The organism is Citricoccus sp. CH26A (genome assembly GCF_000224415.1).
Taxonomy (GTDB): domain Bacteria; phylum Actinomycetota; class Actinomycetes; order Actinomycetales; family Micrococcaceae; genus Citricoccus.
Genome location: NZ_AFXQ01000040.1, coordinates 1 through 16,978, shown reverse-complemented (window position 1 = coordinate 16,978; position 16,978 = coordinate 1). Strand labels below are relative to the sequence as shown.

At 71.1% G+C, this 16,978-nt stretch carries 15 protein-coding genes, 1 tRNA gene and 1 pseudogene; 11 read left to right on the top strand and 6 right to left on the bottom strand.

Annotated elements, in window-relative coordinates:
• Positions 1-195: 195 nt before the first annotated feature.
• Entirely contained in the window at positions 196-2,946 is a 2,751-nt protein-coding gene (aceE, locus tag CITRI_RS0115205) for a pyruvate dehydrogenase (acetyl-transferring), homodimeric type (RefSeq protein ID WP_029139398.1), read from the bottom strand.
• Positions 2,947-3,242: 296 nt separating this feature from the next.
• On the opposite strand from aceE, the gene CITRI_RS0115200 reads away from it, so the two are divergent.
• From CITRI_RS0115200 to gndA, 8 genes and pseudogenes are all read left to right on the top strand, one after another.
• Positions 3,243-3,626 (top strand): DUF3052 domain-containing protein, encoded by a 384-nt coding sequence (locus CITRI_RS0115200; RefSeq protein WP_083843482.1) that lies wholly within the window; start codon positions 3,243-3,245, stop codon positions 3,624-3,626.
• 9 nt (positions 3,627-3,635) lie between these two features.
• A complete protein-coding gene (locus tag CITRI_RS0115195) occupies positions 3,636-4,124 on the top strand; it encodes a redoxin domain-containing protein (protein ID WP_010145789.1) in 489 nt (162 codons plus the stop codon).
• A gap of 203 nt (positions 4,125-4,327) precedes the next feature.
• Positions 4,328-4,403: transfer RNA gene (locus tag CITRI_RS0115190), tRNA-Val, on the top strand.
• Between the two features lie 799 nt (positions 4,404-5,202).
• Complete coding sequence (locus CITRI_RS19745; RefSeq protein WP_010145788.1) at positions 5,203-5,802, top strand: BTAD domain-containing putative transcriptional regulator; 600 nt, start codon at positions 5,203-5,205, stop codon at positions 5,800-5,802.
• Between the two features lie 156 nt (positions 5,803-5,958).
• A complete protein-coding gene (gene panD, locus CITRI_RS0115180; RefSeq protein ID WP_029139397.1) occupies positions 5,959-6,375 on the top strand; it encodes an aspartate 1-decarboxylase in 417 nt (138 codons plus the stop codon).
• Between the two features lie 185 nt (positions 6,376-6,560).
• Positions 6,561-7,472, top strand: coding sequence for a polyphosphate kinase 2 (ppk2, locus tag CITRI_RS0115175; protein ID WP_010145786.1), 912 nt, complete (start codon positions 6,561-6,563; stop codon positions 7,470-7,472).
• 159 nt (positions 7,473-7,631) lie between these two features.
• Positions 7,632-7,946, top strand: a complete 315-nt coding sequence (locus tag CITRI_RS0115170) for a hypothetical protein (protein ID WP_141566146.1) — start codon at positions 7,632-7,634, stop codon at positions 7,944-7,946.
• A 117-nt stretch (positions 7,947-8,063) separates the two neighbouring features.
• Positions 8,064-9,550, top strand: a pseudogene (gene gndA / locus CITRI_RS18130) (NADP-dependent phosphogluconate dehydrogenase).
• A gap of 90 nt (positions 9,551-9,640) precedes the next feature.
• On the opposite strand, the gene epsC reads toward gndA, so the two are convergent.
• The 3 genes from epsC to msrA all read right to left on the bottom strand — a co-directional run bounded on the left by epsC (position 9,641) and on the right by msrA (position 11,980).
• Positions 9,641-10,225, bottom strand: coding sequence for a serine O-acetyltransferase EpsC (gene epsC, locus CITRI_RS0115160; protein ID WP_010145783.1), 585 nt, complete (start codon positions 10,223-10,225; stop codon positions 9,641-9,643).
• Positions 10,226-10,332: 107 nt separating this feature from the next.
• Complete coding sequence (gene cysK / locus CITRI_RS0115155; RefSeq protein WP_010145782.1) at positions 10,333-11,268, bottom strand: cysteine synthase A; 936 nt, start codon at positions 11,266-11,268, stop codon at positions 10,333-10,335.
• 106 nt (positions 11,269-11,374) lie between these two features.
• Positions 11,375-11,980 (bottom strand): peptide-methionine (S)-S-oxide reductase MsrA, encoded by a 606-nt coding sequence (msrA, locus tag CITRI_RS0115150; RefSeq protein WP_369732430.1) that lies wholly within the window; start codon positions 11,978-11,980, stop codon positions 11,375-11,377.
• Positions 11,981-12,037: 57 nt separating this feature from the next.
• On the opposite strand from msrA, the gene CITRI_RS0115145 reads away from it, so the two are divergent.
• The 3 genes from CITRI_RS0115145 to CITRI_RS0115135 are packed head-to-tail and all read left to right on the top strand — an operon-like array spanning position 12,038 to position 14,808.
• Positions 12,038-12,952: a Nif3-like dinuclear metal center hexameric protein gene (locus CITRI_RS0115145; RefSeq protein WP_010145780.1), complete on the top strand. Its 915-nt coding sequence runs from the start codon at positions 12,038-12,040 to the stop codon at positions 12,950-12,952.
• Positions 12,953-12,963: 11 nt separating this feature from the next.
• The gene (locus CITRI_RS0115140; protein ID WP_010145779.1) at positions 12,964-13,731 is read left to right on the top strand and encodes a zinc ribbon domain-containing protein; all 768 of its coding nucleotides are present in this window, start codon (positions 12,964-12,966) and stop codon (positions 13,729-13,731) included.
• Between the two features lie 48 nt (positions 13,732-13,779).
• Positions 13,780-14,808, top strand: a complete 1,029-nt coding sequence (locus CITRI_RS0115135; RefSeq protein ID WP_010145778.1) for a reverse transcriptase-like protein — start codon at positions 13,780-13,782, stop codon at positions 14,806-14,808.
• Between the two features lie 76 nt (positions 14,809-14,884).
• On the opposite strand, the gene CITRI_RS20515 is transcribed toward CITRI_RS0115135, so the two are convergent.
• The gene (locus tag CITRI_RS20515) at positions 14,885-16,189 is read right to left on the bottom strand and encodes a glycine cleavage T C-terminal barrel domain-containing protein (protein ID WP_010145777.1); all 1,305 of its coding nucleotides are present in this window, start codon (positions 16,187-16,189) and stop codon (positions 14,885-14,887) included.
• Between the two features lie 104 nt (positions 16,190-16,293).
• A partial coding sequence (locus CITRI_RS18125; RefSeq protein ID WP_010145776.1) for a YaaA family protein occupies positions 16,294-16,978 on the bottom strand: 685 nt, incomplete at its 5' end.

Sequence of the window (16,978 nt, the reverse complement as noted above, 5' to 3'; positions counted from 1 at the left end):
CCTCGGAGACCTTGCGGGGTGGGGTGATGCGCGTCTCGGACATGCTGACGAGCATAGGCGGGTCCGGTGCCGCCGGGCGGCCCGTGACCGGCGCGTCGTTGTGGGGAATCGACAACGACGGCGGCCGGCGAGGTGCGCTGTGCACCTCACCGGCCGCCGTCGTCGGGGTCCGGGCCCGGGCCCGTCAACGGGTGATCAGGCGTCTCCGCCCGCGTTGCCGGTGGTGCCGGCGTTGACGTCGTCGAGCCGGTACTGCGCGAAGGCCTTGGCCGCGGTCCCGGCCTCGACCTTGCCGTCCTTCTCCAGCATCTGCAGGGTCTTGACGACCATCGAGTGGGTGTCGATGAGGAAGTAGCGGCGAGCCGCGGCGCGGGTGTCCGCGAAGCCGAACTCGTCCGCACCCAGGGTGGCGAAGGCGTTCGGGACGAACGGCCGGATCTGGTCCGGGACCAGGGTCGCGTAGTCGGTGGTCGCGATCACGGGACCCTCGGTGTCCGCCAGCTTCTGCGTGATGTAGGGGACGCGGGCGTTGCCCTCCGCGTTCTCCAGTGCCTCGCGCTCGGCGGACACGGCATCGCGCCGCAGTTCGTTCCAGCTGGTCACGGACCACACGTCAGCGGACACGCCCCAGTCCTTGGCCAGGATCCTGGCCGCGTCGATCACCCAGGGCAGGGACACGCCGGAGCCCATGAGCTGGGCCTTGGGGCCCTCGCCCTCGCCCTGGCTGTAGCGGTAGATGCCCTTGAGCAGTCCCTCCACGTCCAGGTTCTCCGGTTCGTCCGGGTGGATGATCGGCTCGTTGTACACCGTGAGGTAGTACATGACGTTGCGGACGTCCTCGCCGCGGTCGTGCTCGCCGTACATGTCCTCCAGGCCCTGGCGCACGATGTGGGCGATCTCGTAGGAGAACGCCGGGTCGTAGTGCTTCACGGCCGGGTTCGTGCCCGCGAGGATCGGGGAGTGCCCGTCCATGTGCTGGGTGCCCTCGCCGGCGAGCGTGGTCCGCCCGGCGGTGGCGCCGATCACGAAGCCGCGGACCAACTGGTCCCCGGCGGCCCAGAAGGAGTCGCCCGTGCGCTGGAAGCCGAACATCGAGTAGAAGATGTACACGGGGATCATCAGCTCGCCGTGCGTGGAGTAGGACGAGCCCACCGCGGTCAGCGCCGAGGTGGCGCCGGCCTCATTGATGCCCACGTGGTAGAGCTGTCCCTGCGGGGACTCCTTGTAGGACAGGAACAGGTCCCGGTCCACGGAGAGGTAGTTCTGGCCCTTGGGGTTGTAGATCTTCGCCGTCGGGAAGAACGAGTCCATGCCGAAGGTGCGGGCCTCGTCCGGGATGATCGGCACGATCCGCTTGCCGATGTTCTTGTCCCGCATCAGGTCCTTGAGCAGGCGCACGAAGGCCATGGTGGTGGCGGCCTGCTGCTTGCCGGTGCCCTTCCTGGCGTGCTTGTACGTGGACTCCGGCGGCATCGGGATCTTGTCGTGGTCCTCACGGCGCTCCGGCAGGAAGCCGCCCAGGGCCCTGCGCCGCTCCATCATGTACTGGATCTCCGGCGCGTCCGGGCCCGGGTGGTAGTACGGCACGTTGTACGGATCGGCCTCGATCTGCTCGTCCGTGACGGGGATGCGGTGGCGGTCGCGGAACTTCTTGACGTCCTCCACCGTGAGCTTCTTCATCTGGTGGGTGGCGTTCTTGCCCTCGAAGGACGAGCCCAGGCCGTAGCCCTTGACCGTCTGCGCCAGGATGACGGTCGGCTTGCCCTGGTAGTCCATGGCGGCCTTGTAGGCGGCGTAGACCTTGTTGTAGTCGTGTCCGCCGCGCTTGAGGCCCCAGATCTCGTCGTCGGTCATGTCCGCGACCATCTCCTTGGTCACCGAGGACCGTCCGAAGAAGTGGTCGCGCACGAAGCCGCCGGACTCCGCCTTGTAGGTCTGGTAGTCGCCGTCGAGGGTCTCGTTCATGATCCGGACGAGCTCACCCTCGTCGTCCTTGTCCAGCAGCCCGTCCCACTCGCGGCCCCACAGGACCTTGATGACGTTCCAGCCGGCGCCGCGGAAGTAGGCCTCCAGCTCCTGGATGATCTTGCCGTTGCCGCGGACCGGGCCGTCGAGGCGCTGCAGGTTGCAGTTGATGACGAAGGTCAGGTTGTCGAGCTTGTCGTTGGCGGCGATGTGCAGAGCGCCGCGCGACTCCGGCTCGTCCATCTCCCCGTCCCCGAGGAAGGCCCAGACGTGCTGCTGGGAGGTGTCCTTGATGCCGCGGTTGTGCAGGTAGCGGTTGAACTGGGCCTGGTGGATCGCGTTGATCGGGCCCAGGCCCATGGACACGGTGGGGAACTGCCAGAAGTCCGGCAGCATGCGCGGGTGCGGATAGGACGGCAGGGCATTGCCGGCCTTGGACTTCTCCTGGCGGAAGCCGTCGAGGTCCTCCTCGGTCAGCCGGCCCTCGAGGAAGGCGCGCGCGTAGTTGCCGGGGGAGGAGTGGCCCTGGAAGAACACCTGGTCGCCACCACCGGGATGGTCCTGGCCGCGGAAGAAGTGGTTCAGGCCCACCTCGTACAGGGTGGCCTGGCCGGCGTAGGAGGAGATGTGCCCGCCCACGCCAACACCGTCGCGCTGGGCGCGCTGGACGATCATGGCGGCGTTCCACCGCAGGTAATTGCGGTAGCGGCGCTCCAGTTCCTCGTCTCCGGGGTACTCGGGCTCCTGGTCCACGGGGATGGTGTTGACGTAGTCCGTGGTGGTGACCATCGGGACGCCCACGGACTTGGTCCCGGCGCGCTGGAGCAGCTGGCGCATGATGTATTCCGCGCGCTCCGTGCCGCGTTCTTCGACGAGACCGTCGAAGGACTCGATCCACTCTGCGGTCTCCTGGGGATCCTTGTCCGGCAACTGGTTCGTCAGGCCGCTCAGGATATGGGAGCTCTCTTCAGCTGCGCTCACGGCAACCTCTCTGTCGGCGGATCATGTCCGCAGTATCTGTGGCCCGGACCCGTCCGGGGTCAGCCGTCCGGGGCAAGTCAGACCGGCCCATTGCTTCCACGTCCGACTGTAACGCCTGCGGACCTTACGGTGCAGTCCAATACATGGACATGGCCCGGTGCTACGGGGCGCAGTAATCTGGACGGGATGATGCCCGCTTGGTCATCACGGAAACTGCAAGGAGAGATGTGAACCAGCCAGACTCCGCCCCCGCCGTCGGGCGTATTGCGGAGACCAGCGTCGGACCCGCCGCCCGGATGGGGCTGTCCGAAGGCCAGCTGGTCCAGGAACTCGGCTTCGACGAGGACATCGACTTCGACTTCCGGGACGCCCTGGAAGACGAGCTCGGCACCGAGTTGCTGACCGAGGAGGACCAGGACCCCGTAGACGCCGTCGTCCTGTGGTGGCGCGCCTCCGACGGTGACGTCGAGGACCTCGCAGACGCCCTGATGGACGCGCAGACCTCGCTCGATGCCGGGGGCGTGCTGTGGTTGATGACGCCGCGTAACGGGCGCGAGGGCCACGTCCTGCCGGCCGACGTCGCCGAGGCGGCGCCGACCGCCGGGCTCCACGTCACCACGACGGCCGGGGTCTCCGCGGACTGGACCGCCTCGCGCCTGGTCGGCAAGCGCAACCGGTGAGCCCTCCCGGTGGCTGAGGCCCCCGCCCTGCGGGACCAGCACGGACAGTCCTGGCCGTGGCCGCCGCTGGCCCCGGATCCGGGGTCGCCCGAGGGGGCCGACGGCGTCTCCGTGCCGTCCCGCTGCTGGCTCTTCTTCCTGCCGGGTGCGTTCACGCCCGTGTGCACCGCCGAGCTGGGCTGGGTGGACGAGCTGGCCGGGCGACTGGCCCCGTCCGGGATCGGACTACGCGTGATCAGTTGTGATTCCGCCCCCGTGCTGCGCGCCTTCGGCGACGCCCACGGGGTGCGCACCCCCCTGCTCGCCGACTTCTGGCCGCACGGCGCCGCGGCGCGGCGCGTCGGTGCCTTCGACGACCGCACCGGACGCGCCCGGCGCATCAGCGTCCTCGTGGATGCCGCGGGCCGGGAACTGCGGCGCGTCGAGGCGGCCCCCGGGCAGGAACGACGGCTGGCCGACCACCTGTCCCGTGGCGGCGCGGGGCCGAACCGGGACTGAGGAGACCGTCCCGCCCGGCCCGTCGGTGGGGGAGGATCCGGTGCTGCCGTCGTCGAGCAGGTCGTCGAGCACGAGGGGGGTGACCGCGGGCGCCCCTCGGTGCGCCTGGAGCGGGGGCCCGGAGCCCTGCGGTAACCTGTGATTGCACGCGCACCCTGCTCGTCGAGGCCCTGGGCCGAACCGCCGGGGTCCGAGGTGTATGAGGGCCTTTAGCTCAGCTGGTAGAGCACTGCGTTTACACCGCAGGTGTCGTCGGTTCGATCCCGGCAGGGCCCACCACGTCCTCCACCCACCACTCCCTCTCCGTCGACTGCCGGATCAGGGGCTGGTCGCAGGGCTGCGTGACGTGTTCGTGGCCGGTCAGGTCCAGGTGGTGGGGACCCACCTGCAGGGTGACGCCGATGAGTTCCACCTGGGGATTGCGCTGGGACCCGGTGGTGGCGGCCACCGTCCGCACGATGAGGTCACGCAGGGTTCCGGTGACGTCGATGCCGTAGCCGGTGACGCGGATGGTGCGTCCGATGTGTCCCGGGGTGAGGTCGCGGGTCTTCATGGCGGTGTCTCTTTCCGGTCTCCCAGTGTCGGCACCCGCCGCGCACCGGAGGCCGGTCCGTGCATCGCCGCGTTCTGGTCGGGAGTCATGGGGGATGATGACGCGCCCGGTGACGTCCGCAGCGGATGTGACATGGGGGAGCCCGGTCCTGACGGTGCGCCGGTTCCTCACGTCACGCATGGTCGGCCTCCGGGGATGGGGGCAGTTGTGATGATCAGTGCCGTGAGGGTATTCTGTGCCCGCCCGGGGCCCGGTGCCACGGTGGGGTGTACTGCTTTATCAGGAGCTCGACCCCGACTGCCCGAGTGCCCTCCACTCGATCGCCTCGTGTTCTCCCCACGGTCCATCCAGTGCAACGCCGTCGACGTCCGGCCCGCGCCGGCGCGGTGCCGCTGCCGACCAGCGGCACTCGCGAGGGTCCCGGTTCCCCAAGGCCGGGGCTACGCACGCCCGGTCCCGGATGGGAATGTCGGTCGTGCACGCGCTGGGGAGAACGAACTTGGGGAGCAGCACCTGACCATCACCATGCTGTGGGGCCTGGAGGTGCGCCGCGGGGACACGGTCCTGAGACCCCACCAGCTGGGCGGGCCCAAGTCCCGGCAGATCCTGGAGATCCTGCTGCTGCACCTGGGGACTCCCGTCTCGAAGGGACGGCTCATCGAGCTGCTCTGGGAGGGGGCGCCCCCGGCGGCCGCGGCCGAGCGCCGCCTGCAGAACGCCCGGACGGCCACCGCCATGGTCCAGGCCGCGCACACGGCCCGGGAACTCGTACTGGGCTCCGAGGCCGTCGCCTGGTCCCGACGGGTCCTGGACACCGACGAGCTCAACGAGGCCGCCTGGACGAGCATGATCCTGGCCCTGGAACGGGGCGGGCACCCGGTCTCGGGCCTGCTGGCCTACGAACGGTGCCGGGCCGTCCTGGCCCGCGAGCTCGGCTCCAGTCCCGGCTCGACCGCCGTCAGGTCCAGCAGGAGCCTGACGCGGTGGCCCCCCGCGGGAATCAGGGCGAGGACGGAGAGGCGACTGGGCCGGCGCCCCGGTCCGGTCGCGCTCCGGGTGTCCTGGGACAGCTGCGAGGTGGACATGCCGCATCATCTCGGGGCGACCCTGTGGAAATCTTGGTGAACGCCCTGATGGCGCCCCGGCACGGCGCACCGCGCACGGCCGGGCGTCATCGACGGGCATAATTGACAGGCATTGCCCGTTGAGGGGATGTCGTCACCGCGCCCCCGGGGCAGCGGGATCGCCAGCCTTCCGAAGGAACACAGACCCATGGCCTCCATGACCCGGACCATCTTCAAGTCCAAGATCCACCGTGCCACCGTGACGCACGCGGACCTGCACTACGTGGGCTCGGTCACCGTTGACCAGGACCTGCTCGACGCCGCGGACATCCTGCCCGGCGAACTCGTGGCGATCGTGGACGTGACCAACGGGGCCAGGCTGGAGACCTACACCATCGCCGGGGAACGCGGGTCGGGAGTGCTGGGCATCAACGGCGCCGCCGCCCACCTGGTGGACGTGGGGGACACCGTCATCCTCATCACCTATGCGCAGATGACCACCGAGGAGGCCCGGTCCTTCCAGCCCACCGTGGTCCACGTGGATGCCGGCAACCGCATCGTCGAGCTCGGGCACGACCCGTCCGAGGCGGTCTCCGCCGGGTTGGAGCGCCCGCCCCACGCCATGGCGCGCTGACTCCTGCGCTCCACCGGTGTTCACCGGCTGTTCACCGGGGACGACGCCCGATGACGGAACCGGGTGGCGTGTGGGGACGATGATGGACAATGAAGTCCAGTCCCCACCGTGCCGCACCCGGGGGGTCCACCGACCACGCCGCTGGTCCGGGACCCCGGTGCCGGCCCCTTCGAAGGAGAGTCGAGATGCTGCTGACGCCGGACGCGCCCCGGGAGAACCTGCGGGAGTTCATCGACAAGATCCGTGACGGCGGCTTTCAGGTGGTCGACCGCCACACCCCGGACCCGGACCTGATCGACCCCCAGGGCCGGGCCGTGGACACCTGGCGGGAGGACTACCCGTACGAGACGCGGTTGTCCCGCGAGGAGTACGAGCTGGAGAAGTACAAGCTGCAGATCGAGCTGCTGAAGCTGCAGTACTGGGGTGAGGACTCGGGGCAGCGGCACATCATCGTCTTCGAGGGCCGGGACGCCGCCGGCAAGGGCGGGACCATCAAGCGCTTCACGGAGTACCTCAACCCGCGCACCGCCCGGGTCGTGGCGCTGAACAAGCCCTCGGACCGCGAGCAGGGCCAGTGGTACTTCCAGCGGTACATCAACCACTTCCCGACCGAGGGCGAGATCGTGCTCTTCGACCGCTCGTGGTACAACCGGGCGGGCGTGGAGCGCGTCATGGGCTTCAGCACGGACGAGCAGTACACCACCTTCATGAGCCAGGTGCCGTTGTTCGAGAAGATGCTCGTGGACGACGGCATCCACCTGACGAAGTTCTGGTTCTCGGTGACCCAGTCCGAGCAGCGCACCCGCTTCGCCATCCGCCAGATCGACCCGGTGCGCCGCTGGAAGCTCTCGCCCATGGACCTGGAGTCGCTGGACCGCTGGGAGGACTACACGGCGGCCAAGGAGGCGATGTTCCTGCACACGGACACCGACCACGCGCCGTGGACAACCATCAAGTCCAATGACAAGAAGCGTGCCCGGCTCAACGCCATGCGCCATTTCCTGTCCCAGTTCGAGTACGAGGACAAGGACCACGCGGTGGTCGGCACCCCGGACCCGCTGATCGTGCGCCGCGGCCGGGAAGCCGTCGGGGACTGACCCATCGCGGCCCCCCGGAGGCGACGGGCGGCCCCCGCGGCGCTGGCGCTCAGCCTGCTCCTGGCCCTCCTCACCCTCTCCGGATGCCGGGAGGGCGGGGACGCGGGGCCGGTCCCTGTCCCCTCACGGCACCTCTCCCCGGAGGGGCCGGGCACGGTGGTGAGCCTGGAGGTCTACGGCGACTCGCTCACGGTCGCCGATTCCCCGTCGTTCCCGGACGGTGAGACCGGTCCCCGGTCCTGGGTGCACCACCTGGGTGCGCACCGGATGCGGACGGCGGGCAACCGCTTCGCCGACCCCTCCCTGACCACGGACGGACTGCACCTGGACACGGCCGGCGCCACGCGGCTCGCGGCCGGAATGGCGGTCGGGCTCCGGCGGATCGCGACCCAGGCCGCGGCCGGGGGCACGGCCGGGGATGCGGGCGCGGGCGAGCGCCCCGAACGGTCCTCCGCACCGCAGACGAGGCGGTGAACGCCGCGGCCGGCCCCGCCGACCACGTAGGCTGGTGAGGTCCGGGCCGCCCCTGAGGGGTGCGGCCGGAATTCCACTGTTGGCAGCAGCACCTCCGGCGTGCTGGGAAGGAACGGCATGAAGGCTGACATCGGCGTCACGGGGCTGGCGGTCATGGGGGCGAACCTGGCCCGGAACTTCGCGCGTCACGGGTACACCGTGGCCCTGCACAACCGCAGTAGGGCGCGCACCGATGCGCTCGTGGCCGAGCACGGCGAGGACGGGACCTTCATCCCCACGGAGACGCTGGCCGAGCTCGTGGAGTCCCTGGCCACCCCCGCCGGGTGCTCCTCATGGTCCAGGCCGGCCGGCCCGTGGACGACGTCATCGACCAGCTCGTGCCGCTGCTGGAGGCCGGAGACATCGTCATCGACGCCGGCAACTCACACTATGAGGACACCCGCCGGCGCGAGGCGGCCCTCGCGGCGAAGGACCTGCACTTCGTGGGGATCGGCGTGTCCGGCGGTGAGGAGGGCGCCCTGAACGGCCCCGCCATCATGCCGGGCGGCCCGCGCGAGTCCTACGAGGCGCTCGGCCCGCTGCTCGAGGACATCTCCGCGAAGTACGAGGGCGACCCCTGCTGTGCCTGGATCGGCACGGACGGCGCCGGCCACTTCGTGAAGATGGTCCACAACGGCATCGAATACGCCGACATGCAGGTGATCGGGGAGGCCTACGACCTCCTGCGCAGCGTCGGGGGCGTGGAACCGGCGGAGCAGGCGGTCATCTTCGAGCAGTGGAACCGCACGGAGCTGCGCAGCTACCTGATCGAGATCACCGCCGACGTCCTGAGCCAGGTGGACGTGGCCACCGGCCAGCCGATGGTCGACGTCATCGTGGACGAGGCCGGACAGAAGGGGACCGGCCGCTGGACGGCCATCTCCGGGCTGGACCTGGGCGCGCCCGTGGCGGCGATCGCCGAGTCCGTCTTCGCCCGCTCGCTCTCCAGCCAGACCGCCGCGCGGTCCACGGCCCGGGAGGTCCTGGGCGCGGGCGCCGATGACGTCAGCGCCCCGCAGGAACTGCAGGACCGGGACCACGAGGCCTTCGTCGAGGACGTGCGCCTGGCCCTGTACGCCTCCAAGCTGGTGTCCTACGCCCAGGGCCTGGACATGCTCTCGGCGGCCGCCGCGCAGTACGGCTGGTCCCTGGACCTGGGCACCATCGCCTCGCTGTGGCGCAACGGCTGCATCATCCGCGCCGACCTGCTGGACACCATCATGAAGGCCTACGGGGGCCGGGACACCTCTCGTCACCCGGAGCCGGGCACGCTGGCGGAGGGCCAGCCGCTCAACCTGCTCTTCGCCCCGGAGTTCAGCCAGGCGCTCGCCGCCGCGGTGCCGGCCTGGCGCCGGGTGGTCGCCGCGGCCGTCTCCGCCGGGGTGCCCGTACCGGTGTTCTCCTCGGCCCTGGCCTACTACGACGGACTGCGCCGGGACCGCCTGCCGGCCGCGCTCACCCAGGGCCTGCGCGACTACTTCGGTGCGCACACCTACCGCCGGGTCGACCGCGAGGGCACCTTCCACACCCTGTGGTCGGGGGACCGCTCCGAAATCTCGGCCTGAGGCCCCCACGACGCCGGCCGGCCGCCTTCCGAGGGGAAGGCGACCGGCCGGCGTCGTGCTGGTGTGCTGCGGGAGGAGGCTCTCGGGGCGTCAGATCCACATGGCGGGGTCGACGTACTCCGCCGGGTCCACGGCGGGCTTGTGCTCGCGGGGCTCCCGGTGGCGCCACGTGGCCGGGACGCCGGTGGCGATGGAGCCGGCGGGGGTGTCCTTGACGACGACGGCGTTGGCTCCCACCGCGGTGCCCGCACCGATCTCGACCGGGCCGAGGATCTTGGCACCGGCACCGACGACGACCCCGTTCTGCAGGGTCGGGTGCCGCTTGACCTTGTCCAGGGACCGGCCGCCGAGGGTGACCCCGTGGTAGAGCATGACGTCGTCGCCGATCTCGGCCGTCTCACCGATCACCACGCCCATGCCGTGGTCGATGAAGAACCGCCGGCCGATCGTCGCGCCCGGGTGGATCTCGATCCCGGTCAGGGTCCGGGCCACCTGGGAGACCACGCGCGCCGGGGTCTTCAGGCGCTCGTTCTGCCACATCCGGTGCGTCAGCCGGTGCGCCCAGATCGCGTGCAGGCCCGAGTAGACCACGGCAACCTCCAGGTCGCCGCGGGCCGCCGGGTCATGCGCCCGGGCGTTCGCGATGTCTTCCTTGAGGCGGGACAGGAAACCCACTGGAGGCCTTTCGGTCGGTGGCTGGTGCCGGCGGTGTGCGTGCGGACCGGTCGGTGACCGGCCCGCACGGCGGTGTCTTGACTGTAGTGCGTGCCGCGGACCCGTGATCAGCCGCGGATGTCCTCGTACAGGACGGTGGAGATGTACCGTTCGCCGAAGTCGCAGACGATCGCGACGATCAGCTTGTCCCGGTTCTCCTCCTTCTTGGCCTCCTCGATGGCCGCGGACACGATGGCCCCGGAGGAGATGCCGCCCAGGATGCCCTCCTGGGTGCCCAGGTCACGCGCGGTGGCGACGGACTCCTCGAGGGTGGCGGCGTACACCGCGTCGTAGATCTCCTGGTCCAGGATCTCCGGGATGAAGTTCGCGCCCAGGCCCTGGATCTTGTGCGGACCCGGCTTGCCCCCGGAGAGGATGGGGGAGTCGGCCGGCTCGACGGCGACCAGGCGCACGTCGGGCTTCTGCTCCCGCAGGTAGCGACCGGCGCCGGTGATGGTGCCGCCGGTGCCGATGCCGGCGACGAAGACATCCACCTGGCCGTCGGTGGCCTCCCAGACCTCGGGTCCGGTGGTGGTGTAGTGCGCCTGCACGTTGGCCTGGTTGGCGAACTGCCGGGCCCAGACGGCGTTGTCGGACTCGGCGACGATCTGCTGGGCCTTCTCCAGCGCTCCGCGCATGCCGTCGGCGCCGGGGGTCAGGACGATCTCCGCCCCGTAGGCGCGCAGCATCACGCGGCGCTCGTTGGACATGGTCTCGGGCATGGTCAGGATGACCTTGTACCCCCGTGCAGCGCCGACCATGGCCAGGGCGATGCCGGTGTTGCCGGAGGTGCCCTCCACGATGGTCCCACCCGGGCGCAGCTGGCCGGAGGCCTCGGCGGCATCCACGATCGACCGGCCGATGCGGTCCTTGACCGAGTTGGCCGGGTTGTAGAACTCGAGCTTGACGGCGACCTGGCCGGGCAGTCCCTCGGTCAGCCGGTTGAGCCGGACGAGGGGGGTGTTGCCGACGGCCTCGGTGATGTTATTGAGCAAGGTGGCCATGAGGGTTTCCTTTGTCGAAGTCGGTGCGGGGACTGCGGGCGGCGGGCCGGTGGCCCGGCACGGGCGGTGGACCCGGGCGGCGACGTCCGGGTCCTCGGGAATCAGCCTATGCCAGCGGCCTGCTGAGCTGAGGCTCGACCAGCCACGCCGAGTAACGCTGCCGGACCTTGGCCAGTTTCGGGGTGATGATCACGTGGCAGTAGCCGGCATCGGGCCGGTTCGTGTAGAAGTCCTGGTGGTACCACTCCGCCGGATACCACCGTGCGGCCGGTTCGATCGTGGTGACGATCGGGGCGGCCCAGTTGTCCTGGTTGCGCTCGATGGCGGCCCGGAACAGGGCCTCGTCCTCGGCGCCGTCAGCGAACAGTGCCGAGCGGTACTGGGTACCCACGTCATGGCCCTGGCGATTCAGGGTCGTCGGGTCATGGCCCGTGAAGAAGATGTCCAGGACCATGTCCGCGCTGATGACGGACTCGTCGAAACCCACCCGCACCGCCTCGGCATGACCGGTCATCCCCGAACACACCGCCTCGTAGTCCGGGTCGGGCCAGTCGCTGCCCGTGTAGCCGGACTCGACGGCCGTGATGCCCCGGATGCGCCGGTACACGGCGTCCAGGCACCAGAAGCAGCCGCCGGCCACCGTCAGCACCCGGTGGGAGCCGCGGGGGTCGGTCACGTCGTCGGACGGGTTCTCTCGTACGTCGTCACTCACGTCGGGGTACAGCACGGGGGAGCGCGGGTTCATTCCCGACTCGGGCACAATGGCCCTATGAGCGCCGCAACGCCGACCCAGTCCTCCCCGGCCGAGCCGGAGGGGACGGACCTCCGCGACACCGACCGGATCCCGACCCTGGCCCAGGTGCTGGAGGCCTTCGAGCAGTTGTGGCCCGCGTCGCTGGCCGAGGACTGGGACGCCACCGGCCTGGTGGCCGGCCGGCCCGGCCGGCCGGTGCGCCGCATCCACTTCGCGGTGGACCCCGTCCAGGACGTGGTCGAGGAGGCCGTGGGCGCCGGTGCCCAGTTGCTGGTCACCCACCATCCGCTGCTGTTGCGCGGCGTGCACTCGGTGGCGGCCACCGGCTTCAAGGGCGAGGTCCTCCACAGCCTCATCGAGGGTGGCTGCGCGCTGCTGACCGCCCACACCAACGCCGATTCCGCCGTCGGGGGCGTCTCCGACGTCATCGCGGACGTGCTCGGGCTGCAGGAGGTCACGCCGCTGGTCCCGGCCGACGGGGGACTGGCCGAGGAGGGGCTCGGCCGGGTGGGCCGGTTGTCCCGGGCCATGACCCTGGGTGACTTCGCCGCCCGCGTGTTCTCGGTCATGCCCGCCGTGGCGGGCGGGGTGCGCGTGGCGGGGGACCGGGACGGGCTGGTCAGCACGGTGGCCGTCTGCGGAGGCGCCGGGGACAGTCTCTTCGACCAGGTCCGGGCCGCCGGGGCCGACGTGTACGTCACGGCGGACCTGCGCCACCACCCGGCCTCCGAGGCGCGGGAGGCGGCCCGGCTGACCGGCGGGCGCCCCTACCTGGTGGAGGTCTCCCACTTCGGCAGCGAGTGGCTGTGGCTGCCGGCCGCCGCCGAGGCCCTCGACACCCTGCTCACCGACCGCGGCTTCGACGTGGAGATCGCGGTCAGCGCACTGAACACCGACCCCTGGGACTTCGTCCTGACCCCCGGCTCCTGAAGGAGGCCCGCATGACCGATTCCGCCACCCCCGCGACCCCGGCCACCACGGCGACCCCGGCCGAGCAGCTGAGACTGCTCGACCTGCAGGCGCTGGACACCGCCCTGGACCAGGCGCGGTCGCGCATGCAGCAGTTGCGCCAGGATCCCGCGTTCCGCCAGCTGCAGCAGGCGGTCGCCGACCGCCAGGCCGAGGCCGACCAGGCCGCCGCCTCGCTGGCCGCGGCGCAGGCCGCCCTGGCCGCCGCCGACCAGGAGGTCTCCTCCGTCCGGGCCCACCGGGAGCGCAACCAGAAGCGCCTGGACGCCGGCGAGGGATCGGCCCGGGACCTGGAGAGGATGATGCACGAGCTCACCACGCTCGCCGAACTCCAGGACCGCCACGAGGAGACGGAGCTGGAGGCCATGGACGCCGTGGAGCAGGCCGAGTCCGCACAGGCGCAGGCCCACCGGCTCCTGGCCGAGGCGCAGGCCGCCGCCCGGGACCGCGGCGCAGCGCTGAAGGCCGAGGCCACCGACGTCTCCGCCCGCGGCAACGAGCTGACCAGGGACCGCACCGCGCTCGCGGCCACCCTGCCCGCCGGGCTGGTCGCCCGGTACGAGAAGGTCCGGGCCCGCACCGGCGGGATCGGGGCGGCGCGGCTGGTCGGGAACCACTCGGAGGCCTCCGGCATGCCGATCAGCCCGGCAGACCTCGCGCAGATTGAGCAGGCGCCGGCCGATACGCTGGTGTACTGCCCGGACTCCGGGGCCATCCTGGTCCGGGCCACCGAGGGCTGAGCCCCGCCGGCCTCCGGCCGGCCACCCGTCCAGAACCAGAGAGAAGTGATGCCCGTGTCCGAACGCGTCCTGCAGGTCGAGGCCGACGGCGGCTCCCGCGGCAATCCCGGAGTCGCCGGCTACGGTGCCCTCGTCCGCGATCCGGCCACCGGGAAGATCCTGGACATCGACGCCGCCCCGCTGGGCAGGGCCTCGAACAACGTGGCCGAGTACTCCGGGCTCGTGGCCGGCCTGACCATGGCACGGAACCTCGACCCCGATGCGCGGGTGCACGTGAAGATGGACTCCAAGCTCGTGGTGGAGCAGATGAGCGGGCGCTGGAAGATCAAGCACGCGGACATGCAGAAGCTGGCCGGCCAGGCCCGGGCGATCCTCCCCCAGGGCAGGGTCACGTACGAGTGGATCCCCCGGGAGAAGAACAAGGACGCAGACCTGCTCTCGAACGAGGCCATGGACGCCGGCGCGTCCGGGCGCCCGTGGATCCGCGAGAAGTCCGGGATCCGGGTGGCCGGCGCCGCGGCTGCCGGATCCACCGTGCCCAAGACCGCGACGCCCGCACCGGAACCCGCGCAGGAGTCCGTGCAGGAGGAGCCGGCCCCGGAACCGGTGCCGGCCGGGACCGGGGCAGCCGCAGCGGACAGCGCCGGCCGGCCCTTCGGCGCCGGGACACCGCGGCGGGCGGGCCGGCTGCACCACGTGGAGATCTGGGTGCAGGACCTGGCCCGGGCCCGCCAGACGCTGGGCTGGCTGTTCCAGCAGCTCGGCTACCAGGTCAGCGGCGAATGGTCCGAGGGCACCAGCTACCAGGGCGCCGGGGAGTACCTCGTGCTGGAGTCCGGACCGGACGTGGGTCCCGGCGGCCATGACCGGATGCGTCCGGGGCTCAACCACCTGGCCTTCCAGGCCGGCACCCGGGCCGAGGTCGACGCGCTGGTCGAGGACGCGGTCGACCGCGGCTTCACGGTGCTGTTCGCCGAGAAGCACCCCTTCGCCGGGGGACGCAGCCACTACGCGGCCTACCTGGAGGCCCCCGGCGGTTTCGAGGTCGAGCTCGTGGCCGAGGCGGGCACCGCCTGACAGTCTGGGGCGCCCCGGCCTGCCGTTGCCCGCGGTGACGACCGCCGGGGGACGCGGACGGGATCGGGGCATCGCCTCACTCGGCGGCGTCCAGCCCCCGTTGCCTCAGCAGCTCGCGCTGGTTCGGGTTGACCGAGGGCCGGAAGGGCAGCTCGACCACCTCGGCCGCCACGGGCCGTCCGGCGGTGTCCGCGTACTCCTCCGGCAGGTGCACCCAGAGCTCGGTGCCCAGGCCGGCGAGCTCCACCGGGACGTACCCCATGGCGATGTTGTGACCCAGCTCCGGCGAGTACCAGGGGGAGGTGACGTAGCCGACCGGGTCGGTGTCCACGTCGGGACTGATCAGCCAGAAGTCCGGGGCGTAGTCCTCGATGGGCGCCCCGCCCAGCCGCATCCCCACGAGCTGGTGGGTGTACGGCGGGGTCCCCGCCTCGACCTGGCGCCGGGCCTCCTCCAGGGCAGCCTTGCCCACGTACTCGCCCGCCTTGCCCCGGGGGACCTGGTAGCCCAGGTTGACCTGGAAGGGCAGGGTCTCCTGGTCCATGTCCTGGCCCCAGGACAGGATCCCGGCCGCGATCCGGCGGTGGTGCGCGGGCGCCACGACGGCCAGCTGGTGCGGACGTCCGGCCTCGAGGACCGCGTTCCACAGGGTCTCGGCGTGCAGGGACGCGTTTTTGAGGTAGATCTCGTAGCCCTTCTCCCCGCTGAACCCGGTCTGGGAGACGATCACGTCACAGCCCGCCACCTGTCCGGCGAGCAGGCCGTACGGCGGCAGCCCGGCCACCGCGTCCCCGAACAGGTCCGCCATGAGGTCCACGGACTTCGGGCCCTGGACCTGCACGGGGCAGACGTCGATCTCGCGGATGTCCACGTCATACCGGCGGCCCACGTTGACTCCCTGCAGCCAGAACAGCAGGTCCGAGTCCGAGAGGCTGAACCAGAACTCGTCCTCCGCGACCCGCAGCAGGACCGGGTCGTTCAGGATCCCGCCGGCCTCGTTGCACAGGATCACGTAGCGGGCGTGCATGACGGGGATCCGGGTGGCGTCCCGGGTGATGACGAAGTCGACGAAGGCCTCCGCGTCCGGGCCCTGGACCCGGATCTGGCGCTCGACCGCCACGTTCCACAGGGTCACGTGGTTCACCAGGGAGTCGTACTCGACCATCATGCCGCCGTCCTCGGGGGCCACGTAGCCCCGGGGGTGGTACATGCGGTTGTAGACCGAGGCCCGCCAGCAGCCGGCCTCCATGGACAGGTGCCAGTACGGCGACTTCCGCACGCGCGTGTCGATCAGCATCTGGACCGGGGTGGGCCCGGACTGGCGCAGGTTGATGGGAACGGTGCGGTCGGACTGCACCACGGTGGGGACGTTGGGATTCACGGCGGACCATCCTCCTGCGCATCGGATCCGACCACCGTAGCGGCCCGCCCGGGCCGGGGAAAGGTCCCGGTCACCACCGGTCCCGGGGGAGGTAGGGGCCAGGCTCAGACGGTGGAGTACCGCTCGGGCAGGGTGACCTCCAGCCGGCCCGGCCTCGACCCGGGGGTCTGCGACGCCGGGACCAGGTCCACCGTCCAGTCGTACGGGCCGGCGGCCGAACCAGCGGCCGCCACGACCTCGGCCGCCGTCTCCGGGGACCGGGCCACCCGGGGACCCGCCAGCAGCAGGGCCCGCGCCACCAGCCCGCGGGTGTGCTTGGCGAAGTGCGAGACCACGGTGCGCTCGCCGTTGCGCACCTGGAACACGTCCACCGTCACGGTGGTCTCCGCCGGGGCCTTCCACTGCGCCGCGTACCCGCCCGAGCGGCAGTCGACGACCACACCGGCATGCGCGGCCTTCTCGTCCAGCAGCGGGGTGAGCCGCGGCTTCCACCACGAGGACATCCGGCCGATGGTCGGCAGCGTGGCGGTGACCGTCAGGCGGTGGTTGGGGATCCGGTCACCCAGGGCCAGCACGCCGAACAGGCCGGAGAAGACCAGCACCTCCTCGCGCGCCCGGCGGCGGGCGACCTCCGGCAGGGAGGCGTAGTCCAGGGCGTCGTAGAGCACCCCGGTGAAGACCTGGTGGGCCGGGGCGGCGGGGGCCGTGTCCAGGACCAGGTTCGCCTCGATGTCCGACAGCTTCGCCCGGCCCACTCCCAGGACCTCGGCGGCGTCCGGCGCCGTGGAG